This window comes from Phytohabitans flavus (assembly GCF_011764545.1).
In the GTDB taxonomy this organism is placed as follows: domain Bacteria; phylum Actinomycetota; class Actinomycetes; order Mycobacteriales; family Micromonosporaceae; genus Phytohabitans; species Phytohabitans flavus.
In genome coordinates this window covers 8,748,110-8,771,462 of record NZ_AP022870.1, presented here as the reverse complement: position 1 = coordinate 8,771,462, position 23,353 = coordinate 8,748,110, and the positions used below count along the sequence as shown (strand labels likewise).

Below are 23,353 nucleotides of genomic sequence, written 5' to 3'. Positions count from 1 at the left end.
CTGTTCCGAGAATCCCTCATATAACGGGAGCATTCTCCGACCGTTCAATAGGACCATCTAATTCGCGATATTGGCCTACAAGGACTTAGCGGGCAGAACGCACGTGGGGCTCGGCAGTTCGAGTACGTCGCCCGGCTCCTGCGGCACGCCCGACTCCACGTCGACATGGAAGCCGACCACGGAGTGCGAGCGCTGGTTTGCCACGTACAGGTGCTCGCCCACCAACGCGATGTGCCGTGGCCAGGTGCCACCGGTGGGGATCTCGGCGACGTACGAAGGCACGTCCCCGTCGAGCCCGAACGCGGTGACCGTGTTGGGGCCGCGGTTGGCGACGTAGAGGAAGCGACCGTCGGCACGTACCGCGATCTCGGAGGGCTCCGCGCCGGTGAACCGGGTGGTGGCCACGCGGCCCCGCTCCTGCAGCCCGCCGGCCGGGCCGTCGAGGTCGTACGCGGTCACGGTCGCGTCGAGCTCGCCCACCAGGTACGCGCTCCGGCCGTCCGGGTGCCGGGCGAGGTGCCTCGGACCCGAGCCGGCGTGCACCTGGACCCGCGACCCGAGCGGCACGAGGCGGCCGGTGGCGGCCTCCAGCTCGTACCGGTACACCGCGTCGACGCCCAGGTCGACGGCGAGGATCGCGCCACCGCCGGGGTTGGGCGACACCATGTGCGCGTGCGCCCGCTCCTGCCGGTCGGGATTGGGGCCGGTGCCCTCGTGCACGAGCAGGTCGGTCCGCTCGCCCAGCGCGCCGTCCTCGCCGAGCCGGTGCACGGACACGCTCCCGCTCGAGTAGTTGGCGCTCACGAGGTAGCCCCCGCCGGGCACGACGGCGAGGTGGCACGGGTGGAGGCCGCCGGTCGAGCCCTGCCCCAGCGGGCGCAGGTCGGTCTCCCCGTCGACCGCCCAGGCGCTGACGCCACCATCTTCGAGCTCGTTGACCGCGTACAGCACCGGGAGCGCCGGGTGCCAGGCGAGGAACGAGGGTGACGGCGTACGAGCCACCACGCCGAGCGAGTCGAGGCGGCCGGTCGCCGGGTCGCGCCGCACGGCGGTGATGCCGGCGCCCTCCCCGCCCGACTCTGGCGTGTAACACCCGATGTAGAGGAGTCCGGTCACGCCATGAATCCAACCAGACCGCCACCGGTTGATCTAGCGCTCACGCATCGTATAGGATACAGGATCGTGGCGACGATGCGGCCGGCGCGGCGACTGACGCTCACCGAGGACGTGTACGACTCGGTGCAAGCGCTGATCATGGATCACGCCGTCGCGCCCGGTGCCCGGATCAACATCGACGCCCTCGCCCGCCAGCTCGAGGTCTCGCCCACGCCCGTCCGCGAGGCGCTCGCCCGACTGGAGGCCGACGGGCTGGTCCGCAAGCGCCCCCTGGCCGGATACACGGCCGCCCCGCTGCTCACCCGCGAGGAGTTCGAGGAGCTGGTCGAGATGCGGCTCATCCTGGAGCCGCCGGCGGCCAGCCGGACCGCCTCGGTGGCCGCGGCGCCGGATGTGGACCGCCTCCGCACGGAGGCCGACCTCCCGTACCCGCAGCCCGACACCGAGGGGTACGCGGGGATCGCCGCCTTCACCGCGCAGGACGCCCGCTTCCACAACCTTCTCGCGGAGCTCTCCGGCAACCGGATGCTCCACGAGGCCGTGGTCCGGCTCCGCCCGCACCTGCACCTCTTCCGCCTGCACTTCCCCCCGGCCCACTACGGGATCAGCGCGCGGGAGCACCACCGCGTGGTCGATGCGATCGCCGCCCGGGACCCGGACGGCGCGGCCACGGCCATGCGGGCGCACATCACCGCCGCCCGGGAGCGACATCTCCCCTACTTCGACAGGCCCGACCTTCGGGGACCACATGAAAGTCGCGCTCTTCGTGACGTGCGTCAACGACCTTGTCTTCCCGGGTACCGGCCGCGCGGTCGTCCAGGTGCTGGAGCGGCTCGGCCACACCGTGGAGTTTCCGGTCGAGCAGGGCTGCTGCGGCCAGATGCACGCCAACAGCGGCTACCGCGAGGAGGCGCTGCCGCTGGTGGCCAACTTCGTCAAGACCTTCGACGGGTACGACGCGGTGGTCGGCCCCTCCGGCTCCTGCGTGGCGATGGTCCGCGACTGGTACCCGAAGCTGGTGCCGGACGCGACTGAGGTGGTCGCCCGCACGTACGAGCTCTCCGAGCTGCTCGTCGACGTGCTCGGCGTGACCGACGTCGGCGCGACGTTCCCGCACCGGGTGACGTACCACCCGACCTGCCACGGCCTGCGGCTGCTGCACCTGGGCGACCGGCCACGGCGGCTGCTGGAGTCGGTCCGCGACCTGGAGCTGCTCGACCTGCCCGGCGCGGAGGAGTGCTGTGGCTTCGGCGGCACGTTCTCCGTCAAGAACGCGGGTGTCTCCGGGGCCATGCTCGCCGACAAGTGCCGGTCCATCGTGGACACCGGCGCCGAGTACGTGGCCGCGGTCGACAACTCCTGCCTCGCCCACATCGGCGGCGGCCTCTCCCGCACCAGCGGCCCGGCCAAGGCGATCCACTACGCCGAGATCCTGGCGGCGACCTCATGAGCGGCGGCAACATCGTCGCGCGGCGGCCGTTTCCCGCCGCGGCCCGCGAGGAGCTGGGCGACGCGCAGTTGCGCGCCAACCTGCGCAAGGCCACCCACACGATCCGCGACAAGCGGCTGCGGGTCGTCGGCGAGGTGCCTGACTGGGAGGCGCTGCGCCAGTCCGGCGCCGCCATCAAGGACGACGTGCTCAGCCGCCTGCCCGAGCTGCTTGAAGAGTTCGAGGCGACGGCCACCGCGGCCGGCGCCACCGTGCACTGGGCCCGCGACGCGGCCGAGGCCTGCGCGGTGGTCACCCAGCTCGTCCGCGACACCGGCGCCACCGAGGTGGTCAAGGTGAAGTCGATGGCCACCCAGGAGATCGGCCTCAACGAGGCGCTCGAGGCGGCCGGCATCGACGCGGTGGAGACGGACCTGGCCGAGCTGATCGTCCAGCTCGCCGACGACACGCCCTCGCACATCCTGGTGCCGGCGATCCACTACAACCGCTCCCAGATCCGCGAGATCTTCACCCGCAACGGCCTCTCCGCCCTCACCGACGACCCGCCCGCACTCGCCGAGGCCGCCCGGCGGCACCTGCGGGCGAAGTTCCTCTCCGCGCGGGTCGGGATCTCGGGAGCCAACTTCGCGGTCGCCGAGTCCGGCGCGCTCGTCGTGGTCGAGTCCGAGGGAAACGGCCGGATGTGCCTCACCCTCCCCGAGACGCTCATCTCGGTGGTCGGCATCGAGAAGATCCTGCCCACGTTCCGCGACCTTGAGGTCTTCCTCCAGCTGCTGCCCCGCTCGTCGACGGGCGAGCGGATGAACCCGTACACGTCACTGTGGACCGGCGTCACACCCGGCGACGGCCCGCAGACCGTCCACATCGTCCTCGTCGACAACGGCCGCACTGAGACCCTCGCCGACGATGTAGGGCGGCAGGCGCTGCGGTGCATCCGCTGCTCCGCGTGCCTCAACGTCTGCCCGGTGTACGAGCGGGTCGGCGGCCACGCGTACGGCTCTGTCTACCCTGGACCGATCGGCGCGATCCTGTCGCCACAGATGAGCGGCGAGGGCGCCAACCGCACGCTGCCGTACGCCTCCACGCTCTGCGGCGCCTGCTACGACGCCTGTCCGGTGCAGATCAACATCCCCGAGGTGCTCGTCCACCTGCGACAGACCGGCCCGCACCCGGTGGCCGAGCGGGCCGCGATGCGCGCGCTGTCCTGGGCGATGCGAGACCGCCGCCGGTACACGGCCGCGCTCCGGGCCGCCCGCCGCGGCGCCGCCCCGGTCCGCTGGGTGGCCGGCCGCCGCGGCACGGTGCGCCACCTGCCCTGGCCCCTCTCCAGGTGGACCTCCACCCGGGACGCTCCGCTCCCGGCGAAACAGACCTTCCGCGAGTGGTGGGCCACGGAACGGGGGCAGGCATGAGCGCGCGGGACGAGGTGTTGCGGCGGGTACGGGCGGCGCGGCCAGCCGTGCCCGTGGCCGTACCGAGGGAGTACCTGGCCGTCGACGGCGCCGAGGACCTCGTGGCGCTGCTCGTGGACCGGCTGCTCGACTACAAGGCGACCGTGCGGCGGTGTAACCCCGACGAGCTGGCCGGGACGGTCGCCGAGCTGCTGAGCGGCGCTTCGACGGTGGTGGCGCCGAGCGGAGCGCCCGAGGGATGGCTCTCCGGGTACCAAGGACGGGTCCTGCGGGACGGTGAGCCGCAGCAGCTCGCGGTGGCCGACCTCGACGCGCCCGGCGTGGCCGTATTGACCGGTTGTGCCGTCGCGGTCGCGCGGACCGGGACGCTGATCCTCGACGCCGGGCCGGACCAGGGGCGGCGGGCGCTCTCGCTCGTGCCCGACCACCACGTCTGCGTCGTCCACAGCGGACAGGTCGCCGGCGGGGTGCCGGAGGCGCTGGCCCGGCTGGCCGACCCCACCCAGCCGCTCACGCTGATCTCCGGGCCCTCGGCGACGAGCGACATCGAGCTAAACCGGGTCGAGGGTGTGCACGGACCGCGGCGGCTCGACGTCGTCGTCGTGGTGGGCTGACGTCACCTCGCCGCGCAGGCGGAGCTGCTCGGCGCAGAGGTCCAGGGCCGGGGATCAGGCCGGCACTGGGTGCCCGTGGTAGCCGGCCACGTGCTCGACGAGCGCGATCAGCACCAGCTTGCCGGAGTGCCGCTGGCGTACGTCGCAGAGCACCACGGGCACGTCCGGGTCGAGGTCGAGCGCCTGCCGCACCGCGTCCGAGGTGTAGCGGCGGGCGCCCTCGAAGCAGTTGACCCCCACGACGAACGGGATGCCGTGGCGCTCGAAGTAGTCGACCGAGGGGAAGCTGTCGGCCAGCCGGCGGGTGTCGGCGAGTACCACCGCGCCGAGCGCGCCGTGCGCCAGCTCGTCCCAGAGGAACCAGAACCGGTCCTGCCCGGTGTGCCGAAGAGGTACACCTGGAGGTCCTCGTTGATGGTGATCCGCCCGAAGTCCATCGCCACCGTGGTGGTGCGCTTGCCCTCCACGCCGACCAGGTCGTCGGTGCCGACGCCGGCGTGGGTGAGCACCTCCTCGGTGTGCAAGGGCCGGATCTCGCTCACCGCGCCCACCAAAGTGGACTTACCGGCGCCGAACCCGCCCGCGACAAGGATCTTCAACGCGAGCGGGACCCGCCGATCGGAGTCGAGATCAGAGTGCCCGGAGTCCATTCACCACCGCCTGGAGGACGTCGTCTTCGGGGAAGTGGGCCGCTGTCGACGGCTCGTGCATCGCGACCAGGCCGGCCGCCAGGAGGTCGCCGAGCAGCACCCGGACGACTCCGACGACCTGGTTGAGCCCGGCGGCCAGCTCGGCGACCGAGACCGGGTCCTCGGCCATCGTGAGGATCGCGCGGTGCTCAGGCTGTAGGTGTGCGGCGTCCGGCGAGCTCGCCGCGCCGGGCGCGGCGAGTACGAACGCCATCAGGTCGAACCCGCCGGTGACCGGGCGCACCCGGCCGCCAGTCACCGTGTACGGACGGACTACTGGCCCGGCGTCGTCGTCGAGCCAGTCGTGCTGCGGCCCGGAGGCCTCACCCCGCATCGGAGGGCACCGTCGGGTGGCGACTAGGTGTGGTCATATTTTGCCCCACGCGCGTGACCAGCATCGCCATCTCGTATGCGATCAAGCCAATGTCCGAGTCGATGCCGGCGAGCAGCGCCAGGCAGGCACCTCGGCCGGCGGCGGTGACGAAGAGGTACGCCCCCTCCATCTCGACCACCGTCTGCCGGACCGGCCCGGTCTCGAAGTGGCGGCTCGCCCCCTTGGCCAGGCTCTGGAAGCCCGCGGCCATGGCGGAGAGGTGCTCGGCGTCTTCTCGAGTCAGGCCGTGGGACGAGCCCATGAGCAGCCCGTCGGCGGAGAGCACGACGGCGTGGTGCGCGGAGGGCACCCGCTCGATGAGGTCGTCGAGCAGCCAGTTGAGTCTGGCGGCTGGGCTGGTCGTCGACACCACTACTCGGCTCCTTCCGCCGCGGCGGGCGGGGTCTTGTCGCGCTCGGCGCTACCGCGATTGTCGCTCGCCTCACCCGCCGGCCCACTGGTGTCGCCGGCTGGCTTGCCATGGCCGTTGGCGTCCACGGGTGGCGGGTCGTCGCCGGCCGTCCGGCGGGGCAGCCCGCCAGCGGTGGACCTGCGCACTGGACCCTCCCCGCCGATCCGCTTGAAGGGCGCCTCGGCCCCGCGCTTGCGCTGGGGTAACCCGTCGATCACGCTGAGCGTCTCGGCGGTGCCCGCGTCGGGCGGGGTCACGATCGCGCCGGGCGGCACCGCCGCGGTGCCGCGGGCGGGCGGGAGCGGACCGTCTTCGCCACCCCGGCGGGCCAGTGGCACGGCACCGCCGTTACCGGCGCCGGCGTCAGGCTGGGCGTCGGGCTCCGCGTCTCGCGTCGGTCGCATCGCGAGCGGCAGGAACTGCGTCTCGTCCTGCGCGGCCGGGGAGCCCGGACCGCGACCGGCGAACGGCATGCTGTCCGGATCACGCCGGGCCAGCGGGACCGCACCGGGCTTGCGCGTGGTGGGCGGGATCGTGTCGGCGTCGCGGCGGCCGCGTGCGGTGCCCGCCTGGAGCGCGGCCATCCTGGACCGCGCCTGCTCGGCGGAGCGGGGCGGCAGCTCGGACTCGGCGCGGTCGAGCGTGAGCGGACCGGCCGGCTCCCCGCGGAGCTGGGGCGCCAGGCTCGCCTGGCGCACCCGCTTGGGCAGCCCGTCCGGCCCCACGCTGAGTGACGCGTCGGTGGGCTCCTCCGCCTCGATGGCGGGCGCGGGCACAAGTACCGGGCGGGCCACCGCCTCCAGCGGGCGGCGTGGCGCCGAGTCGACGGCGGCCAGCGCGCGGGCGCGCCGCATACGGGGAGTCTCGCCGGTGGACGGCCCGGCCGGGAGCGCGGCCGGCTCGGGTGGTGGGGAAACGAGGTCCGGCGGCACGAGCACGATCGCGGTGATGCCACCGTACGGCGAGTTGCGCAGCTGGATCTTCACCGCGTGGCGGGCACCGAGCTGGGCCACCACGAATAGGCCGAGCTGGGCGCTGTTGGCCGGGTCGAAGTCCGGCGGGCGGCTGAGCTTGCGGTTGGCCTCGCCGACCGCCTCCGGCGGCATGCCGAGCCCGCGGTCCTCGATCTCGATCGCGTACCCGTTGGGCACCAACGCGCCGGTCACCTGGACCTTGGTCTCCGGCGGTGAGTACGACGTCGCGTTCTCGATCAGCTCGGCGAGCAGGTGGATCATGTCGCCGACCGCGCGACCGGCGATGTCGGCGGGCTCGACCTTGGTGATCGAGACCCGCGAGTAGTCCTCTACTTCGGACACCGCGCCGCGGATCACGTCCATCACGCCGATCGGGTTGCGCCAGCCCCGACCGGGTGCCGCGCCGGCGAGAATCACCAGGTCTTCGGCGTGCCGACGCATACGCGTGGCGAGGTGGTCGACGCGGAAGAGGTTTTCCAGCTCGTCCGGGTCGGTGCTGCGCCGCTCCATCGAGTCCAGGAGCGAGAGCTGGCGGTGCAGCAGCGCCTGGCTGCGCCGGGCGATGTTGAGGAACACGTCGTTGAAGCCCTGCCGGAGCGTGGCCTCGTCGACCGCGGCCTGGACGGCCGTGCGCTGCGCCTCGGTGAACGCCCGCCCGAGCTGGCCGATCTCGTCGCTGCCGTACTCCAGAGGGGGCGCCTCGGCGGCGACGTCGACCTCCTCGCCACGCCGCAGCCGGGCGACCACGCCGGGCAGCCGCCGGTCGGCCAGGTCCATCGCGCTCTCCTGGAGGCCACCAAGTCGCCTGATCAGCGACCGGCCCACCCGCAGCGAGATCAGCAGCGACAGCGCGATCGCGGCGAGGCCGAGCAGGCCGGCGAGCGCGAGGCGGAGCAGCACCCCGATGGCCACCGGCGTGGCCCGGTCGGCGAGCGCGTCCGAGCTGGAGAGCTCGAACTCGCGCAGCTGGAGGACGGCCGGCTCATACGCGCTCTGCCACGCGGCCGTGGTGATCGGTGGCTCGACGCCGTCCCGCCCCTGGGCGATCACGCGGTCTTCGAGCACGCGGAGCTGGGTGAACGCCTCGCCCTCGGTCATCCGCTGGTAGGCGACCCGCTCGGCGTCCGGCAGGGCGGGCAGGGCTTGTGCGAAGAGGTAACGGTGGGCGCCGATGATCTGGACCAGCTGGGCGTGCTCACCGCTGGAGAACCGCTCGGCCGCGAACGCGCCGGCCAGCAGCGCGTCGGACTGTCCGAGCACCTCGCGGGCCCGGCCCAGCCCGGTGATCGCCCGCGCCTCACGGTTGAGGTCGTCGTCGTCGACGTCCGCGATGATCTCGAAGACCCGGAACGCGCCGTCGACCACCCCGCTGTACAGCCCCAGCGCGCCGGCCTGGTCCATCTCCCGGCGGTCGATGAAGCCGCGCCCGGTGGGCAGTAGCTCGAGCGAGGTGAAGAGCTGGTCGAGGTAGGTGCCGAGCCGGCCCTCACCGGTGTCGCGCAGGTCGGGGCTGCCGGCCCGGCGGCGGAACTCGGCGATCGCGGCGTCGGTGCGGTTGCGCTGCTCGCCCATCGCCGGCAGGTCGCGCTTGCCCGCGAGGTACACGAGGGAGAGTCGCCGCTCGCGCTGTAGCTCGGCCACCAGGGTTTCGCCCGGACGGCCCACCTCGTCGAGGAGCGTCTTGGCCGAGAGCAGGTTTAACGCCGGGCCGAGGGTCAGCGTCGTGGCGAATATCCAGAGCGCCAAAAGGGCGGCGAGAGGCACGGTGACCAGGGCGATAATCTTCGCGCGGATCGACCAGTTGCCAGTATTCATGAGACCTCGCCCGTCGGGGGTACGGTACGGCGCCTTCGGCAGGATACATTGCCGCCGCGGGTATCAAGACGCCCTTCTCACCCGCGAAGGGTGACTTCTCTGGAACCGATCTAACTAATTACGCGCAGTTTTTGCCCGCGCGGGGATTGCCGATCATGGTTGAGCGGGAACTACTACCGCATGTCAGCCACACAGACCGTTGTCACCACCATCATCGTCGTGCTCGTGGTGCTCGTCGCCGCGGGTGTCGGCTGGATGTTGTACCGCCGGTGGTCCCTGCGCCACCAGTTCGGCCCTGAGTACGACCGCCTCGTCGCCGGGCGCGCCGGTCGGGCGACCGCCGAGCGCGAGCTGCGCGAGCGCCAGCGCCGGCACGCCGAACTTGACCGCAGGCCGCTCAGCCCCGAGTCCCGCGCCCGCTACGCCGGGGAGTGGGAGGAGATCCAGATCCGTTTCGTCGAGTCGCCGGTCGACGCCGTGAACGCCGCCGAAGACCTGGTCGGCCGTATGGCGACCGAACGCGGCTACCCCGAGGGCGACTTCGAGGCGCAGGCCGCGTACCTGTCCGTCGAGCACTCTCACTCGCTGGACCACTACCGCCAGGCCCACGAGGTCCGTGAGGCGGTCGCGCGCGGCGAGAGCGACACCGAGCAGCTGCGCGAGGCGCTCGTGCACTACCGCGAGATGGTCACCGAGCTGCTCGGCCGGGAGCCGGTGCCCACCGCGCGCCGGTACGACGCCGAGTCCCTGCCCACCGCTTCGCACCACGAGACGAACCGGTGAGGGAGGGGCACACCATGGCGAACCGGCAGACCTATGACGCCGACCGGGACCGGGGCGCGGCTGAGGACGTCACCGACCGGGTACCGGGAGACACGCTCGATGAGCGTGGCACGTTCGAAGACCCGGTGCTCGCCGGCGAACGGAACGACCCGGACGACCTGACCGCGGTGACCCCCAGCGAGACGGAGTACGCCGAGCCGGGTCCGCAGCGGACCGGGCTGTCCGCGCCCACCGTCGGTGGTGCGGTCGCCGCCGCGGCCGAAGCCGGCCCTTACCAGCAGGTCCGCGACCGCACCGACACCGAGCCGCAGGGCGCCGTCGACGACCACGCATCCGGTACCCCCTCGAAAACCGACCGGGACGCGGACCGCGACCGCCGCGAAGGCCTCGACGCCGAACGGACCGACCTGGACGCGGACCGCGCGGCAGAAGAGCGGGTCTATGCCGACGCCGCGAACCGGACGGAGACGACCGCCGCGCCCGACGAGCAGCACGTCAGCATCCACAGCGACCGCCTTCCCGAAGCCGCGCCGGCCGTGGACGCCCCGGCCGAGGCCGCAGTCGCGCCGGCGGTCGAGGAGCCGATCACCGGGCTGTGGGGCGCGGAGACCGTCCAGGGCTACCGGGAGCGGTGGCGCGAGGTCCAGTTCCGCTTCGTCGACGACCCGGCGAGTGCGGCCCGCGAGGCGACCCAGCTCGTCGACGAAGCAGTCGGCGCCCTCACCGCTGAGCTGAACCGGCAGAAGGAGGCGCTCGGCGGCCGGTCCGGCGAGGACACCGAGGACCTACGCGCGGCCGTCCGCCGCCACCGCGACTTCCTCGACCGCCTGCTGGGCCTCTGAAGACCCAGCCCTAAACAACTCCATTCGTGGCCCGCGCCTTTGCGGATTGCTCGATGCGAGCTATCTGACAGGGGCCAGTCCATCGAGCATCGGGGTTCCGAACGCCTGGCATCACCACGCACCGGGCGGAAGGAACCCCGATGTCCATACGTACCCGAATCTCCACGCGGCGCGGCGCCGCCGCACTCGCGGCGATGGCCGTGCTCGGCGGCGCAGGGCTCTACGGCCTCGGGCCGAGCGGCGCCGTCGCCTCCAGCCACCGTGAGGCACCGCTGATCGCGGCCGACCCGGCCGTCGACAACACCGACCTGTACGCGTTCGTCAGCCCCGACCGGCCGGACTACGTCACGTTCGTGGCGAACTGGATCCCGTTCGAAGAGCCCAACGGCGGGCCGAACTTCTACCCGTTCGCGACGGACGCCACGTACAACATCAACGTCGACAACGACGGCGACGCGCGGCCGGACGCGGTGTTCCGGTGGAAGTTCAAGACCACCGACAAGCGCGGCACCGGTACGTTCCTGTACAACAACGGGCCGGTGGAGTCGCTGGACGACGAGAACCTGCTGGTCCGCCAGACGTACACGCTGGAGTCGTCGTTCGACGGCAAGCCGTTCAAGACCCGGGTGTCGAACGGGCCGGTGGCCCCGTCCCGCGTCGGCCCGGCGTCCATGCCGGACTACGGCAAGCTGCGCGACCAGGCGGCGATCCAGCTGCCCGGCGGCTGGAAGGTCTACGCCGGCCAGGCGGACGACCCGTTCTTCCTGGACCTGCGGGTCTTCGACCTGCTCTACGGCGGTGACCTGAGCGAGACCGGCCAGGACACCCTCGCCGGCTACAACGTCAACACGATCGTGCTTCAGGTGCCGTTCAAGGACGTGGCGCTGAACGGCGACGCGAAGCGCAACCCCAACATCGGCATCTGGACCACCACCGACCGGCCGCGCGTCCGGATCACCGGTGGCGGCTCGTCGGGTGACCGCGTGCAGGTCTCCCGCCTCGGCAACCCGCTGGTCAACGAGGTCGTCGTACCGGCCGGGCTGAAGGACGCGTTCAACGCCTCCCGGCCCGACCAGGACGCCAAGAACCCCACCATCGTCAAGCGGGTGACCAACCCCGAGGTGCCGCAGCTGATCGAGAAGATCTACGGCATCCCTGCGCCGGCCACACCCCGCAACGACCTGGTCGAGATCTTCCTGACCGGTATCACCACCAAGGCCGGTGGACCGATCAAGGCGGACCTCAACTCGCAGCTCAACAACAAGGACGTGAACCCGAAGCGGTTCGTCCCCTCCGAGCAGCTGCGGCTCAACCTGACGGTGCCCGTCACCGCGGAGCCCAACCGGCTCGGCGTGCTCGCCGGCGACCTTCAGGGCTTCCCGAACGGCCGGCGGCTGACCGACGACGTCGTCGACATCGAGGTGCAGGCCCTGGAGGGCGCGGCACAGACCGGCAAGATCGTGGACGCGCTCGCGGCCGGTGACAAGGTCGACGCCAACGACCAGCAGTTCGGGGCACGTTCCCCTACGTCGCGCTGCCCAACGGTGTCGGCGTGAACACAGGTGGCGACGGCGTGCGGCCGGCCGCCGCCAACGGGTCCTCTTCGGACGGTCCGGACCTGACTCCGGCCGGGTTCGCCAGCAACTCCGACGGGGACATGCCCAACACCATCGCGGCGGCGGCCGTGGGGGTCGCGGCGACCGCGGGCCTCGGCCTGCTGGTCCTCGCCTGGCTGTGGCGCCGCCGGGTCCGCCTCGCGGACCAGCGCACCCAGCGGTTCTGACCCTCGTACCGGGCGCGCCGCCGCGGTGCGGCGCGCCCGCTTCCCCTTGGAGGCTCCACATGCGACGGACAGCTCTACTCGGCGGCGCGGTAGCGCTCGCTGTCGCGGTGACCGGTGCGGCGGCCATCCTCGGCCCCACCGGCGACTCCCCGGTAGCCGCCCCGGCCGCGGCCGCCGCCCCGGTCGACCCGATCGCCCGGGCGCAGGAACGGCTCAAGCTCGTACCCGGCGACTGGCGTGCATGGGCGGCGCTCGCGGTCGCGTACGTCGAGCGCGGCCGGATCAGCGCCGACCCCACGAACTACCCCCGCGCCGAGGAGGCCGTCCGCCGGTCGCTCGCCGTACGCCCGACCGGCAACGGGGAGGCGCTTGTCGCGCAGGGTGCGCTGGCCAACGCCCGCCACGACTTCGCCGCCGCCCGCCGCTTCGCCGTCGAGGCCACCAGGATCAACGAGTACGACGCGGACGCGTTCGCGGTGCTCGCCGACGCGGAGACCCAGCTCGGCAACGTGGCCGCCGCGACCGCCGCGGTGCAGCGCCAGCTTGACCTGCGGCCGGGCCTGTCGGCGTACGCCCGCGCCTCCTACGACCTGGAGCTGCGCGGCCAGGTCACCGAGGCCACCGGCCTGATGCGGCAGGCGCTCGACTCGGCGGTCAGCCCGGCCGACATCGGCTTCTGCCGCGTACAGCTCGGCGACCTCGCCTGGCACGCCGGCGACCTCGGCGAGGCCACCCGCCAGTACGACGCCGGCCTCGCCGCCGACCCCGAGTCCGTGGCGCTGCGCCGGGGCAAGGCCCGGGCCGACTGGGCCGCCGGACGGCGCGAGGCGGCCCTGACCGGGTACGCCGACGTCACCCGCCGCGCACCCACACCCTCCTACGTGCTGGAGTACGCCGAGCTGCTCCGGGCCGCCGGCCGTACCGCCGAAGCGGACGCCCAGCTGGAGGTCGCCGTCGCCGGCCACCGCCTCTTCACCGGCGCGGGTGGCATCGACGGGCTGACCGGTACCGCGCTCGCCCTGGCCTCGGGCGACCCGGCCACCGCGCTCACCGAGGCACGGGCCGAGTGGTCCCGCCGCGGGCACGCCGACGTGGCGGACAACCTCGCCTGGGCACTGCACCACGCCGGGCGGGACGCCGAGGCTCTGCCGTACGCCCGCAAGGCCGTCGGCAGCGGTGCGAAGTCCGCCCTGTACGCGTACCACCTGGGCGTGATCGAACTGGGTCTGGGCCGCACCGGCGCGGCAAAGGCCGACCTGGCCACCGCCTTGCGCCTCAATCCCTTCTTCTCTCCCATCGACGCGCCGCTGGCGCGGACCCTGCTCGCGGGACCGGAGGTCACCCGATGAAACGCCGCTGGCTGCTGGCGCTCGCCGCCGCACCGCTCGCGCTCCTGCTGATGCCGGCCGCGCCGGCGAGCGCGCACCCGCTCGGCAACTTCTCCGTCAACCAGTACACCGGCCTGACGCTGCACCCGGACCGGATCGACGCGACCGCGGTCGTCGACTTCGCCGAGATCCCGACGCTCCAGGCCACCTCGGAGCCCACCTGTGCGGACCTCGCTCTCTCGGTGGCGGTCGACGGCAAGCCTCTACAGTGGACCGTCAGGTCGGGTGAGTTCGCCCACGTCGACGGCAGCGGTGGCCTGAAGACCAGCCGCCTCACCTGCGCGCTGTCCGTCCCGGTGCGGATGGAGACCGCCACGGTGACCGTGGAGAACCGGTACGCGACGGACCGGGTCGGCTGGCGGGAGATGACCGCCCGCGGCGAGGGCGTGCGGGTGGAGTCGCCGCTGCCCGCCGAGAGCATCAGCGACGAGCTGCGCGTGTACCCGGCCGACCCGCTCTCCTCCGCGCCGGATGTGCGCTCGGCGACACTGCGGGTGACGCCCGGCGACGGTACGGCGGGTGCCGCGCTGAGCCGCCCGAGTGACGGCCTGCTGGCCGGGATCACGGCCGGCGTGGAGCGGCGATTCCAGGAGCTGGCCGGCGGCCGCCTCACCCCGACGGTCGGGCTGCTCGCGGTACTGCTCGCGCTGCTGCTCGGGCCGGTCACGCGGCGCTGCCCGGGCACGGCAAGACGGTGCTCGCCGCGTACGCGGCCGCGCAGCGGCGCCGGATCCGGGACGCGCTCGCGGTGGGCGCGACTGTGACGCTGACCCACACCGGCGGCGTACTCGTGGTCGGGCTGCTGCTGGCCACGTCGAGCACCCTCGCCGGCGACCGGATCCTCGGCTACCTCGGGATCGTGAGCGGCGCCATCGTGATCGCGGTGGGGGTGGGCATGTTCGTCCGCCGCCGGAAGGGCAGCCACCACGCCCACTCCCACGACCACGCGCATGATCACGCCCACGGGCACGACCACGACCACGACCATGGGCACCACCACCGTCATCACCGCGGCGACGGCCGCCTCGGGCTGGCCGGCATCGGTATCGCCGGCGGCCTCGTGCCCAGCCCGTCCGCGATCGTGGTACTGCTCGCCGCGATCGGCCTGGGCCGGACGGCGTTCGGCGTGGTACTCGTGCTGGCGTACGGCGTCGGCATGGCCGCCACCCTCACCGCCGTCGGCCTGGCCCTGGTGTCCGCCCAGCGCCGCCTCGGCCGCCTGCCCAAACTCCCCACCAGCCTGTCCCGCCGCATCTCCCGCCTAGCCCCGGCAGGAACAGCCACCCTGGTAATGGTGGTCGGCGCCGGCGTAGCCGCCCGCGCCGCGGCCGGCGTCTTCTAACCCCGGGGAGGGAGTTGATCAGGGAGTTCGTGGAGCGAATCGCCGCACGACACGCTCACCAACTCCCTGATCAACAACGCTGGGGTTCACGCAGGGTTTGGCAGGTGTTGAGCGCAGCGCGTGATCTTTCTTTGTTGGGGTGGGGGTGGATGAGGGTTATGGCAACTACCTCTCGACGTAGCCTCTTGCAGGGCGTGGGGCTGGGCGCGGCGGCGGCCACCGTGGCCACCGTCGCGCCTGCCGGCACCGCGCCGGCCTTCGCCCACAAGGGCGGTGACTCGTCCAGCGCCCAGTTCACGCTGGCCGTCATCCCGGATACGCAGTACCTCTTCGACCAGGACCGCGGCGACCCGGCTCCGCTCACCGCTACCCTGCGCTACATCATGGACCACCGCGCCGAGCAGAACATCGTCTTCACCGCGCACCTCGGCGACATAGTGGAAAACGCGGCGGCCGACGAACTCGCCAGCGCCGGCGACGTGTTCGAGCTCTTCGACCGGCGGCGCGTGCCATACAGCGTGCTCGCCGGCAACCACGACATCGACTCGCGTACCACCGACCAGCGCGGCCCCAGCCCGTACCTGGACGTCTTCGGCCCGCAGCGCTTCCGCCCGCTGTCGACGTTCGGCGGTGCCACCCCGGACGGGTACAACACGTACCACATCTTCCGCGCGGCCGGCCGGGAGTGGCTGCTCTTCGCGCTCGACTGGCGCCCCTCGGACGGCACGCTGGAGTGGGTGAAGGGCGTGCTCGCGGCGCACCCACGTACGCCGGCGATCCTGACCACGCACGAGCTGGCGATCCAGGGCAACGAGCCCGGCAAGGCGGTCCTCTCCGGGCACGGGCAGCGGCTCTGGACCGGCTGGTCAAGAGCAGCGACCAGATCTTCCTCACGATCAACGGACACTTCTGGCCGCCGGCGGACTCGGTGCTGACCAACGACGCCGGGCACGACGTGCACGTGCACATCACCAACTACCAGGACCGCTACTACGGCGGCGGGGCGATGCTCCGGCTGTACCACTTCGATCTGGACCGCAACACGATCGACGTGGAGACGATCTCGCCGTGGATCCTCGGCCAGGACCCGAGCCGGCGCAACGCGCTGGAGCGGCAGGAGATCGAGCTCACCGACGCGAACAACCGGTTCAGCGTGCCGATCGACTTCGCCGAGCGGTTCGCCGGGTTCGCCCCGGTACCGGTCCGCCCGGCCCGCCCGGCGAAGCCGATGCTGGTTCGCGGCACTGTGGCGTACTGGCGTTTTGACCAGGGGCGGGCGGACGGCACCGCCGTGCCGGACGGCTTCCGCATCGACGACCTCTCCGGGCTGGGCAACCACCTCACCCGGGTCACGCTCGGCGGGAGCCCGGCGGATGCGCTGCGCTGGACCGACGCGCACCACCCCGACCAGCCCGCACACGCCAGCCTCTTCTTCAACGGCGCGAAGCAGCCGGCGCGGGGCGCGTACCTGAGCACGGCCGCCGGCGCGCCGCTCAACTTTGCCACGTTCGAGTCCGGCTACACGATCGAGGCGTTCGTGAAGCTCCCGGCCAACGTGCGGTCCATCAACCACGCCTGGATGAGCATCCTCTGCCGGATGGGCGCCGGGAAGGACGCCGGCAAGACCGGTGGCGACCCGTCGGAGCCGCTCGCGACGCTCAGCATGTCGGACGGCATGGCCCTCCAGTGGGCGGTGTTCCCGGGCAACCAGAACGGCATCTCCACCAACTGGGGACACGAGATGCGCGCCGACGAGTGGTTCCACGTCGCGGTGGTCAACGACGGGCGGACCACCACGCTGTACGTCGACGGGGCCGAGCTCCTGCGCAACCCGTCGACGCCGGCGATCGGGCTGGCCGCCTCCGGCGAGCCGTGGTTCGTCGGGGCGTACCACTACGACCGGATCATCGAGCAGGGCTTCTACGGCTGGCTCGGCGACATCCGGATCGTCAGTCGACCGCTTCCAGTGAGCGCATTCCTCAACGCGTGACCCGTTGCCGGGCATAGAGTCGGCTCCGAGGGAGGTACGCAGCATGAACGGTCGAGTTGTTCACTTCGAGATGCCCGCCGACGACATGGAACGGGCGCAGACCTTCTACCGCGAGGCCTTCGGCTGGCAGCTGACTCCAATGCCGGACATGGCGTACACGATGGTCGTCACCACGCCCACCGACGAGCAGGGCATGCCCACCGAGTCGGGCGCCATCAACGGCGGGCTGACCGCACGCCAGTCCCCCGTATCGGCGCCGACGTTGACGATCGGCGTGGACAGCGTCGACGCGGCGCTCGAGACGGCGGAGCAGCACGGCGGCAAGGTCGTGGCCGGCAAGATGGCGGTCGGCGACATGGGGTTCGTCGGCTACTTCAAGGACACCGAGGGCAACGTCGTCGGGCTCTGGGAAAACGCGGCAACGACCTGATAGACCCGCCAGCCGGGCAAGCCCCGGCCTGATCGAGAAATGCCGCCCTTCCCCGGCGCGTTACCCGATGGTAACTTTCCGAGGATGGCGGGCCCACGGCACTACCGGATCGCGGTGATCGGGGCTGGCTTCGGCGGCCTCGGCGCCGCGATCCGGCTCAAACAGCGGGGCTATGACGACTTCGTCGTGCTCGACCGGGGCACCGAGGTAGGCGGCACCTGGCGCGACAACACATACCCCGGCTGCGCCTGCGACGTACCCTCGCACCTCTACTCGTTCTCCTTCGGGCTCAACCCGGGGTGGAGCCGCAGCTTCTCCAGCCAGCCGGAGATCTGGGACTACCTGCGCCGCTGCGTCGCCGAGTACGGCCTGGACCGGCACCTCCAGCTCGACACCGAGGTACGCGGCGCGGCCTGGGACGGCGGCCGGTGGGTGGTCGAGACCTCCCGCGGCACGCTCAGCGCGGACGTGCTCATCTCCGCGGCCGGTCCGCTCTGCGAGCCGGCCCAGCCGAAGCTGCCCGGGCTGGAGGGGTTCACGGGTGAGGTGTTCCACTCCGCCCGGTGGCGCCATGACCTCGACCTGACCGGCCGCCGGGTCGCCGTGGTCGGCACCGGCGCGTCCGCGATCCAGTTCGTACCCGCGATCGCGCCGGACGTCGAGCGGCTGTACCTCTTCCAGCGCACGCCGCCCTGGGTGATGCCCAAGGCCGACCGGCAGATCAGCCGGCTGGAGCAGCGCGCGTTCCGGGCGGTGCCGGGCTTGCAGCGGTTGGCCCGCACCGGCGTCTACTGGGCGCGGGAGGCCCAGGCCACCGGCTTCCTCAAGCCGGTCGTGATGCGGCTGGGCGAGTCGACGGCCCGGGCCCACCTGCGCCGCCAGGTGCCGGACCGGGCGCTGCGGGCCAGGCTCACCCCGCACTACCGGATGGGCTGCAAGCGGGTGCTGCTCTCCAATGACTACTACCCCGCGCTCACGCGGTCCAATGTGGAGGTCGTCAGCGGTGGCGTGACCGAGGTACGGCCGGACGCGGTGGTCACCGCGGACGGCACCGAGCGCGCCGTCGACACGATCATCTTCGGCACCGGGTTCCACGTCACCGACATTCCGATCGCGCAGCTAATCCGCGGCCGGGACGGGCGTACTCTCGCCGAGGTGTGGCAGGGCTCGCCGGAGGCGTACCTCGGTACGACCGTCGCCGGCTTCCCCAACCTCTTCCTGCTGCTCGGCCCGGGTACCGGCACCGGGCACACGTCGGTGGTGTTCATGATGGAGAGCCAGCTCGCGTACGTGCTCGGCGCCCTGCGCCACCTCGACCGGACCGGCGCCACCGCGATCGAGCCGACGCCGGCCGCACAGCGCGCCTTCGTCTCCACAATGGACCGCAAGATGGCCGGTACCGTGTGGCTGGCCGGCGGCTGCGAGAGCTGGTACAAGGACACGACCGGCCGGGTCTCCGCGATCTGGCCCGGCTACACGTGGTCGTACCGGCTGCGCACCCGCCGCTTCGACCCCGCGCACTACCAGGTGGTGGCCAGTGCTTGACGGCAAGGTCCTCTTCATCACCGGCGCCGCCCGTGGCATCGGCGAGCACACCGCACGGCTGGCCGCGGCCCGCGGCGCGACCGTGGTGCTCGTCGGCCTGGAGCCCGAGCGCCTCGCCGCGGTGGCCGCCGAGACCGGCGGCGCCTGGTTCGAGGCTGACGTGACCGACCAGTCCGCGCTCGACCGAGCGGCCGCGGCGGCGGTGGAGCGGTACGGGCGGATCGACGCGGTCGTGGCCAACGCGGGCGTCGCCCCGCTCGGCACGATCGCGGTCGGCGACATCGAGGCGATGGCGCACACCGTGCAGGTCAACCTCGTCGGCGCGATGCGCACGGTCGGCGCCACCGTCGACCATCTCATCGCCAGCCGCGGCTACTGCCTGCTTGTGTCGTCGGCCGCCGCGTTCGCCGCGCTGCCCGGGATGGCCGCCTACTGCGCGTCGAAGGCGGGCGTGGAGCAGTTCGGCAACGCGATCCGGCTGGAGCTGCGGCACCGCCGGGTCGCGGTGGGCACGGCGCACATGTCCTTTGTGGACACCGACTTGGTGCGCGACGTGCAGGAGGACCTGCCCCACTTCCGCGAGACGCTGCGCAGGCTGCCGTGGCCGATCGGCTCGGTAACCTCGGTCGAGGCGTGCGCGCGGGCGTTCGTCGACGCGATCGAGCGACGGCGGCGCCGGGTGTATGTCCCCCGGGTGGTCGGCTTGGTGCAGGCGGCCCGCTCGCTGTTGGTCAGCCCGCTCAGCGACGCGGTCATCGGGCACGGCGCGCGCACTGCCGTACCCCGGTTGGAGGAACAGGTCCGCACGCTCGGGCGCGCGTTCGGCCGGCACGGAGGTGGGCGATGACGGCAAAGGTCGTTTACGAGAGGCGCGGCGCAGGCGAGCCGCTGGTGCTGCTGCACGGCATCGGCCATCACTGGCAGGCGTGGCTGCCGGTGCTGGACCGGCTCGCCGAGGTGCACGACGTGATCGCGATCGACCTGCCCGGCTTCGGCCTGTCGCCGATGCCCGCCGACGGGCTGCCGCAGGACATGGCCAAGACGGTCGAGGGGGTCGCGGCGTTCATCGCCGAGCTGGGGTTGGATCGGCCGCACGTGGCCGGCAACAGCCTCGGCGGCGCGATCGCGCTGGAGCTTGCCGGCGCCGGCCTGGTCTCGTCGGCGACCGCGCTGTCCCCCGCCGGCTTCTGGACCCCGGCCGAGCTGCGCTGGGCGATCGGGACGCTCACCGCGCACCGGTGGGGCACGCGGCTGCCGCAGCCGATCATGCGGGCGATGTTCCGGTACGGTGCGTTTCGCGCGCTCTGCTTCGGCATGTTCGTCGCCCGGGCCAGCGGCATCACCGCCGAGGTGGCCCTCTCCGACGCGCTCGCGCTGCGTAACGGTCCGGCATTCCACGCGGTGGCCCGGGCCGGCCGCTCGTACCTGTACCGCGGCTCGCCGACCGTACCGGTGACCGTGGCGTGGGGCACCCGCGACATGATCCTGCTCTACCGCCAAGCCGCCCGGGCGCGGGTCGCGCTGCCCGAGGCCCGCCACATCGACCTGCCCGGCTGCGGCCACGTACCGATGAGCGACGACCCCGACCTTGTCGCGTCGGTGATCCTCGCGACCACGGGTGCGGACTCGGCTAGGAAATGAGCTGTTCGGCCTCCGCGGCGGGGACCGCCGCGGAGAAGAGATAGCCCTGGCCGTACGCGCAGCCGAGGCGGAGCAGGTGGTCGCGCTGTTCCTCGGTCTCGATGCTCTCCGCGATGAGCTGGAGGCCGAGGTTGCCGCCCGTCAGCACGATCGCGTGCACGAGCGCGCTGCTCTTGGAGTCCATGCCGAGCCGGGCCACGAACGAACGGTCGATCTTCAGCGCGTCGATCGGCAACCGGTGCAGCGCCTCCAGCGACGAGTACCCGGTGCCGAAGTCGTCGATGTGCAGCTCGCAGCCGAGGTTGTGCAGGTCCTCGAGCATCTTGCGGGCCAGCCCGACGTTGTTCATGATCACGCCCTCGGTGATCTCGAAGGCGAGGTTGCGCGGGTGCAGCCCGGACACCCGCAGCGCCTCGGCCACGTCGTCGACAAGCCCGCCCTGCCAGAACTGGCGGTTCGACACGTTCACACTGATTCGCAGGTCACCCCGGCCGGGCGTACGCTGCCACGCGGCAAGCTGCCGGCACGACTCGGCGATCACCCAGCGGCCGATCGGGATCACCAGCCCGGTTTCCTCGGCCACCGCGAGGAAGTCCGTGGGCAGCACCAGCCCACGTGTGGGGTGGCGCCAGCGGATCAGCGCCTCGAACGCACGGGTACGGCCGGTGGCCAGCTGCACGATCGGCTGGTAGTGCACCTCCAGCTCGCCCCGCTCGATGGCCCGGCGCAGCTCGGTCTCGATCTGCAGGCGTACGACCGCCTTGGCGTGCATGGCGACGTCGAAGAGCGCGTGCGAGCCCTTCCGCTGCGACTTCGACCAGTACATGGCGATGTCCGCGTCGCGTACCAGGTCTTCGGCGTCCGCCGACCCGGCGCCGCCGAGCGTGATGCCGATCGAGACGGTCACCACGACCTCCTGCCCTTGGAGGCGGAACGGCGGTGCCAGCGCGGCGTGCAGCCGCTCGGCGACCTGCGTCGGCGTGTACGGGTCGGCGACCCCGTCGAGCAGGATCAGGAACTCGTCGCCGCCGAACCGGGCCGCGGTGTCCCGCTCCCGCAGGCTGCGCGAGATCCGGTTGCTCACCTGGATCAGCAGCGCGTCGCCGGCCGCGTGGCCGAGGCTGTCGTTGACCACCTTGAACCCGTCGAGGTCGACGAAGAGCACCGCGAACTCGTGGCCGTCGCCCATCGCCGCGCGGAGCCGTTCCAGGAAGAGCGCGCGGTTGGGCAGGCCGGTGAGGTGGTCGTACTGGGCGGCGAACCGCAGCCGCTCCTCCTGCTCGCGGAGGGTGGCGAGCACCTGCTGGTAGTCGAGCGCGACGGTGAGCAGCGCGGCCCAGTGGTTGATCGGCTCGCGGCCGGTACCGGTACGGGTCTCCACCGCGTCGACCACCGCCAGCAGGCCCCAGTCGCTGCCGTCCATCTTGACCGGCACCACGAACGTGACCGCGTCGACGTCCTGCCGCGCCACGTCGAGCAGGTCGGCCGGCGGAAACTCGCTGACCGGGATCATCAGCGAGGCTGTGGCACCCGGCTTGTCGCGCTGGTAGAAGCCGACAACGTCAAGCGCCGGGTCGGGGCGCACGCGGTCGGCCCACAGGCCGAGGCAGCCGGCCCGTGCGCTGGTGCGGCCGAGCCAGCCCAGCCGCCGAGGGTCCTCCTCGTGCGCGCGGAGCAGGTCCATGCTCACCACGTACTGCTTGCTGAGGATGCCCTGAAGGTGGGTGCGCTCGCGGAAGTGCGCCCGCCCCTCGGCCTCCAGCCGGGTCAGTGGCTGGAGGGCGGGCGGCTCGGTGACGTCGTTCCGGCGGCAGCCGCACGACTCGCGGACCACGAGCGACGTGTGCACGTGCCGGGTACCGTTCGGCACCGGCTCGCCGCGGATCCGGCGTACGAGCAGGTCGGCGGCGGTACGGCCGATCGTGTCGACCGGGTGGTTGACGGTGGTGAGGCGGGGCAGGCTGTACTGCGCGCCGCGCACGTCGTCGAAGCCGATCACGGCCAGGTCTTCCGGCACCCGGTAGCCGGCGGCGCGCATGCCCTGCATCAGCCCGATCGCGTTCGCGTCGGTACCGGTGATGACCGCGGTGGCCGGCATGCCCGCGCCGACCAGGACCTGGGCGGCGGCCTCCCCGCTGGACATCTGGTTGTCCTCGATCGGGAAGAGCAGCCCCGGGTCCGGCTCGATGTCGTGCGCGCGGAGCGCGTCGCGGTACGCCTCGTACCGCTGGCGGATGTCCTTCGCGCCGAGGTAGCCGGCGAACGCGATCCGCCGGTGGCCGTGCCCGACCAGGTGGCCCACCGCCTCGTGGATGCCGGTGCCGTTGTCCGGCGCGATAACCGGGCAGTCAAGGTCCGGTAGCTCGTGGCTGATGATGACCACCGGCTTGCCGCTGTCCTGGGCGGCGGCGAGGTAGCTCGGGCGCACCGCGTTGATGATCACGAGGAAGCCGGACACCCGCTGCCAGGCCACCGGGTACGGCAGGTCGACCGGCTCCCGCACCTCGGTCTGGTTGGTGCCGGCGTCCAGGGTCTGGACCGCGACGACGGTGCCGCCCTCGACCGCGGCGACGCGCGAGATGCCGCGCAGCAACCCGCCGAAGTACCAGCCACCGAGAAAGGGCGTCAGCACGCCCAGAGTCAGATCTCCCGACACGTCCGAGGCTACGCCGAGCGTGTGGCGGCCGTCCGGCAATCGCGAATGACCGCGGGGCCCGGGCATGACGCCCGGACCCCGCGACCGCATCACTGTTG

The 23,353-nt window shown here is 72.2% G+C and carries 20 protein-coding genes and 3 pseudogenes; 17 read left to right on the top strand and 6 right to left on the bottom strand.

Annotated features, from left to right (window positions below; all coding sequences use genetic code 11):
• Positions 1 to 75: 75 nt before the first annotated feature.
• Complete coding sequence (locus tag Pflav_RS39055) at positions 76 to 1,125, bottom strand: lactonase family protein (RefSeq protein WP_173042884.1); 1,050 nt, start codon at positions 1,123 to 1,125, stop codon at positions 76 to 78.
• On the opposite strand from Pflav_RS39055, the pseudogene Pflav_RS39050 reads away from it, so the two are divergent.
• From Pflav_RS39050 to Pflav_RS39035, 4 genes and pseudogenes are all read left to right on the top strand, one after another.
• Positions 1,120 to 1,749, top strand: a pseudogene (locus tag Pflav_RS39050) (GntR family transcriptional regulator); the annotation flags it as partial. The gene Pflav_RS39055 and the pseudogene Pflav_RS39050 sit on opposite strands and share 6 nt — an antisense overlap.
• 115 nt (positions 1,750 to 1,864) lie before the next feature.
• A complete protein-coding gene (locus Pflav_RS42995; protein ID WP_180201299.1) occupies positions 1,865 to 2,566 on the top strand; it encodes a (Fe-S)-binding protein in 702 nt (233 codons plus the stop codon).
• Positions 2,563 to 3,978 (top strand): LutB/LldF family L-lactate oxidation iron-sulfur protein, encoded by a 1,416-nt coding sequence (locus tag Pflav_RS39040; protein WP_173041594.1) that lies wholly within the window; start codon positions 2,563 to 2,565, stop codon positions 3,976 to 3,978. Before Pflav_RS42995 ends, Pflav_RS39040 begins: the two co-directional genes overlap by 4 nt.
• A complete protein-coding gene (locus Pflav_RS39035; protein ID WP_173041593.1) occupies positions 3,975 to 4,592 on the top strand; it encodes a LutC/YkgG family protein in 618 nt (205 codons plus the stop codon). The genes Pflav_RS39040 and Pflav_RS39035 overlap by 4 nt, the downstream gene beginning before the upstream one ends.
• A gap of 54 nt (positions 4,593 to 4,646) precedes the next feature.
• On the opposite strand, the pseudogene Pflav_RS39030 reads toward Pflav_RS39035, so the two are convergent.
• From Pflav_RS39030 to Pflav_RS39015, 4 genes and pseudogenes are all read right to left on the bottom strand, one after another.
• Positions 4,647 to 5,242, bottom strand: a pseudogene (locus Pflav_RS39030) (GTP-binding protein).
• Positions 5,223 to 5,615: a DUF742 domain-containing protein gene (locus tag Pflav_RS39025; RefSeq protein WP_173041592.1), complete on the bottom strand. Its 393-nt coding sequence runs from the start codon at positions 5,613 to 5,615 to the stop codon at positions 5,223 to 5,225. The pseudogene Pflav_RS39030 and the gene Pflav_RS39025 overlap by 20 nt, the downstream one beginning before the upstream one ends.
• Positions 5,605 to 6,027 carry a roadblock/LC7 domain-containing protein gene (locus Pflav_RS39020; RefSeq protein ID WP_173041591.1) on the bottom strand — a complete coding sequence of 141 codons (423 nt, stop codon included), beginning with the start codon at positions 6,025 to 6,027 and terminating at the stop codon, positions 5,605 to 5,607. The genes Pflav_RS39025 and Pflav_RS39020 overlap by 11 nt, the downstream gene beginning before the upstream one ends.
• A gap of 506 nt (positions 6,028 to 6,533) precedes the next feature.
• Positions 6,534 to 8,855, bottom strand: a pseudogene (locus tag Pflav_RS39015) (sensor histidine kinase); the annotation flags it as partial.
• Between the two features lie 180 nt (positions 8,856 to 9,035).
• Between Pflav_RS39015 and Pflav_RS39010 the strand changes: the two are divergent.
• The 13 genes from Pflav_RS39010 to Pflav_RS38965 all read left to right on the top strand — a co-directional run bounded on the left by Pflav_RS39010 (position 9,036) and on the right by Pflav_RS38965 (position 20,599).
• Positions 9,036 to 9,638, top strand: coding sequence for a hypothetical protein (locus Pflav_RS39010; RefSeq protein ID WP_173041589.1), 603 nt, complete (start codon positions 9,036 to 9,038; stop codon positions 9,636 to 9,638).
• Positions 9,639 to 9,652: 14 nt separating this feature from the next.
• Entirely contained in the window at positions 9,653 to 10,480 is an 828-nt protein-coding gene (locus Pflav_RS39005) for a hypothetical protein (RefSeq protein ID WP_173041588.1), read from the top strand.
• Between the two features lie 140 nt (positions 10,481 to 10,620).
• Positions 10,621 to 12,036 carry a DUF4331 domain-containing protein gene (locus tag Pflav_RS39000; protein ID WP_232072435.1) on the top strand — a complete coding sequence of 472 codons (1,416 nt, stop codon included), beginning with the start codon at positions 10,621 to 10,623 and terminating at the stop codon, positions 12,034 to 12,036.
• Complete coding sequence (locus Pflav_RS46825) at positions 12,033 to 12,263, top strand: MYXO-CTERM sorting domain-containing protein (protein WP_232072433.1); 231 nt, start codon at positions 12,033 to 12,035, stop codon at positions 12,261 to 12,263. The genes Pflav_RS39000 and Pflav_RS46825 overlap by 4 nt, the downstream gene beginning before the upstream one ends.
• Before the next feature lie 59 nt (positions 12,264 to 12,322).
• The gene (locus Pflav_RS38995) at positions 12,323 to 13,612 is read left to right on the top strand and encodes a tetratricopeptide repeat protein (protein WP_173041587.1); all 1,290 of its coding nucleotides are present in this window, start codon (positions 12,323 to 12,325) and stop codon (positions 13,610 to 13,612) included.
• The gene (locus tag Pflav_RS44370; RefSeq protein WP_197938854.1) at positions 13,609 to 14,415 is read left to right on the top strand and encodes a hypothetical protein; all 807 of its coding nucleotides are present in this window, start codon (positions 13,609 to 13,611) and stop codon (positions 14,413 to 14,415) included. Before Pflav_RS38995 ends, Pflav_RS44370 begins: the two co-directional genes overlap by 4 nt.
• Entirely contained in the window at positions 14,346 to 14,993 is a 648-nt protein-coding gene (locus Pflav_RS44365) for an urease accessory protein UreH domain-containing protein (RefSeq protein ID WP_197938853.1), read from the top strand. The genes Pflav_RS44370 and Pflav_RS44365 overlap by 70 nt, the downstream gene beginning before the upstream one ends.
• A gap of 158 nt (positions 14,994 to 15,151) precedes the next feature.
• A complete protein-coding gene (locus tag Pflav_RS46820) occupies positions 15,152 to 15,928 on the top strand; it encodes a metallophosphoesterase (RefSeq protein ID WP_232072431.1) in 777 nt (258 codons plus the stop codon).
• Complete coding sequence (locus Pflav_RS46815) at positions 15,922 to 16,983, top strand: LamG-like jellyroll fold domain-containing protein (protein ID WP_232072429.1); 1,062 nt, start codon at positions 15,922 to 15,924, stop codon at positions 16,981 to 16,983. Before Pflav_RS46820 ends, Pflav_RS46815 begins: the two co-directional genes overlap by 7 nt.
• A gap of 43 nt (positions 16,984 to 17,026) precedes the next feature.
• Positions 17,027 to 17,413 carry a VOC family protein gene (locus tag Pflav_RS38980; RefSeq protein ID WP_173041586.1) on the top strand — a complete coding sequence of 129 codons (387 nt, stop codon included), beginning with the start codon at positions 17,027 to 17,029 and terminating at the stop codon, positions 17,411 to 17,413.
• 84 nt (positions 17,414 to 17,497) lie between these two features.
• The gene (locus Pflav_RS38975) at positions 17,498 to 18,958 is read left to right on the top strand and encodes a flavin-containing monooxygenase (protein WP_173041585.1); all 1,461 of its coding nucleotides are present in this window, start codon (positions 17,498 to 17,500) and stop codon (positions 18,956 to 18,958) included.
• Positions 18,951 to 19,805, top strand: a complete 855-nt coding sequence (locus Pflav_RS38970; protein WP_173041584.1) for an SDR family oxidoreductase — start codon at positions 18,951 to 18,953, stop codon at positions 19,803 to 19,805. Before Pflav_RS38975 ends, Pflav_RS38970 begins: the two co-directional genes overlap by 8 nt.
• On the top strand, positions 19,802 to 20,599 hold the full coding sequence (locus Pflav_RS38965) for an alpha/beta fold hydrolase (protein ID WP_173041583.1): 798 nt from the start codon (positions 19,802 to 19,804) through the stop codon (positions 20,597 to 20,599). The genes Pflav_RS38970 and Pflav_RS38965 overlap by 4 nt, the downstream gene beginning before the upstream one ends.
• Here the strand turns inward: Pflav_RS38965 and Pflav_RS38960 are convergent.
• Positions 20,589 to 23,255 (bottom strand): EAL domain-containing protein, encoded by a 2,667-nt coding sequence (locus Pflav_RS38960; protein ID WP_173041582.1) that lies wholly within the window; start codon positions 23,253 to 23,255, stop codon positions 20,589 to 20,591. The two genes, Pflav_RS38965 and Pflav_RS38960, sit on opposite strands and share 11 nt — an antisense overlap.
• Positions 23,256 to 23,353 lie beyond the last annotated feature (98 nt).

Excerpts from the sequence above, each read along its gene's own strand:
- Pflav_RS46820 (WP_232072431.1), top strand. The coding sequence starts at position 15,152 with ATGGCAACTACCTCTCGACGTAGCCTCTTGCAGGGCGTGGGGCTGGGC.
- Pflav_RS38975 (WP_173041585.1), top strand. The coding sequence starts at position 17,498 with ATGGCGGGCCCACGGCACTACCGGATCGCGGTGATCGGGGCTGGCTTC.
- Pflav_RS38995 (WP_173041587.1), top strand. The coding sequence starts at position 12,323 with ATGCGACGGACAGCTCTACTCGGCGGCGCGGTAGCGCTCGCTGTCGCG.
- Pflav_RS39035 (WP_173041593.1), top strand. The coding sequence starts at position 3,975 with ATGAGCGCGCGGGACGAGGTGTTGCGGCGGGTACGGGCGGCGCGGCCA.
- Pflav_RS39025 (WP_173041592.1), bottom strand. The coding sequence starts at position 5,615 with ATGCGGGGTGAGGCCTCCGGGCCGCAGCACGACTGGCTCGACGACGAC.
- Pflav_RS44370 (WP_197938854.1), top strand. The coding sequence starts at position 13,609 with ATGAAACGCCGCTGGCTGCTGGCGCTCGCCGCCGCACCGCTCGCGCTC.
- Pflav_RS39000 (WP_232072435.1), top strand. The coding sequence starts at position 10,621 with ATGTCCATACGTACCCGAATCTCCACGCGGCGCGGCGCCGCCGCACTC.
- Pflav_RS38965 (WP_173041583.1), top strand. The coding sequence starts at position 19,802 with ATGACGGCAAAGGTCGTTTACGAGAGGCGCGGCGCAGGCGAGCCGCTG.
- Pflav_RS39005 (WP_173041588.1), top strand. The coding sequence starts at position 9,653 with ATGGCGAACCGGCAGACCTATGACGCCGACCGGGACCGGGGCGCGGCT.
- Pflav_RS39010 (WP_173041589.1), top strand. The coding sequence starts at position 9,036 with ATGTCAGCCACACAGACCGTTGTCACCACCATCATCGTCGTGCTCGTG.
- Pflav_RS42995 (WP_180201299.1), top strand. The coding sequence starts at position 1,865 with ATGAAAGTCGCGCTCTTCGTGACGTGCGTCAACGACCTTGTCTTCCCG.
- Pflav_RS39040 (WP_173041594.1), top strand. The coding sequence starts at position 2,563 with ATGAGCGGCGGCAACATCGTCGCGCGGCGGCCGTTTCCCGCCGCGGCC.
- Pflav_RS38980 (WP_173041586.1), top strand. The coding sequence starts at position 17,027 with ATGAACGGTCGAGTTGTTCACTTCGAGATGCCCGCCGACGACATGGAA.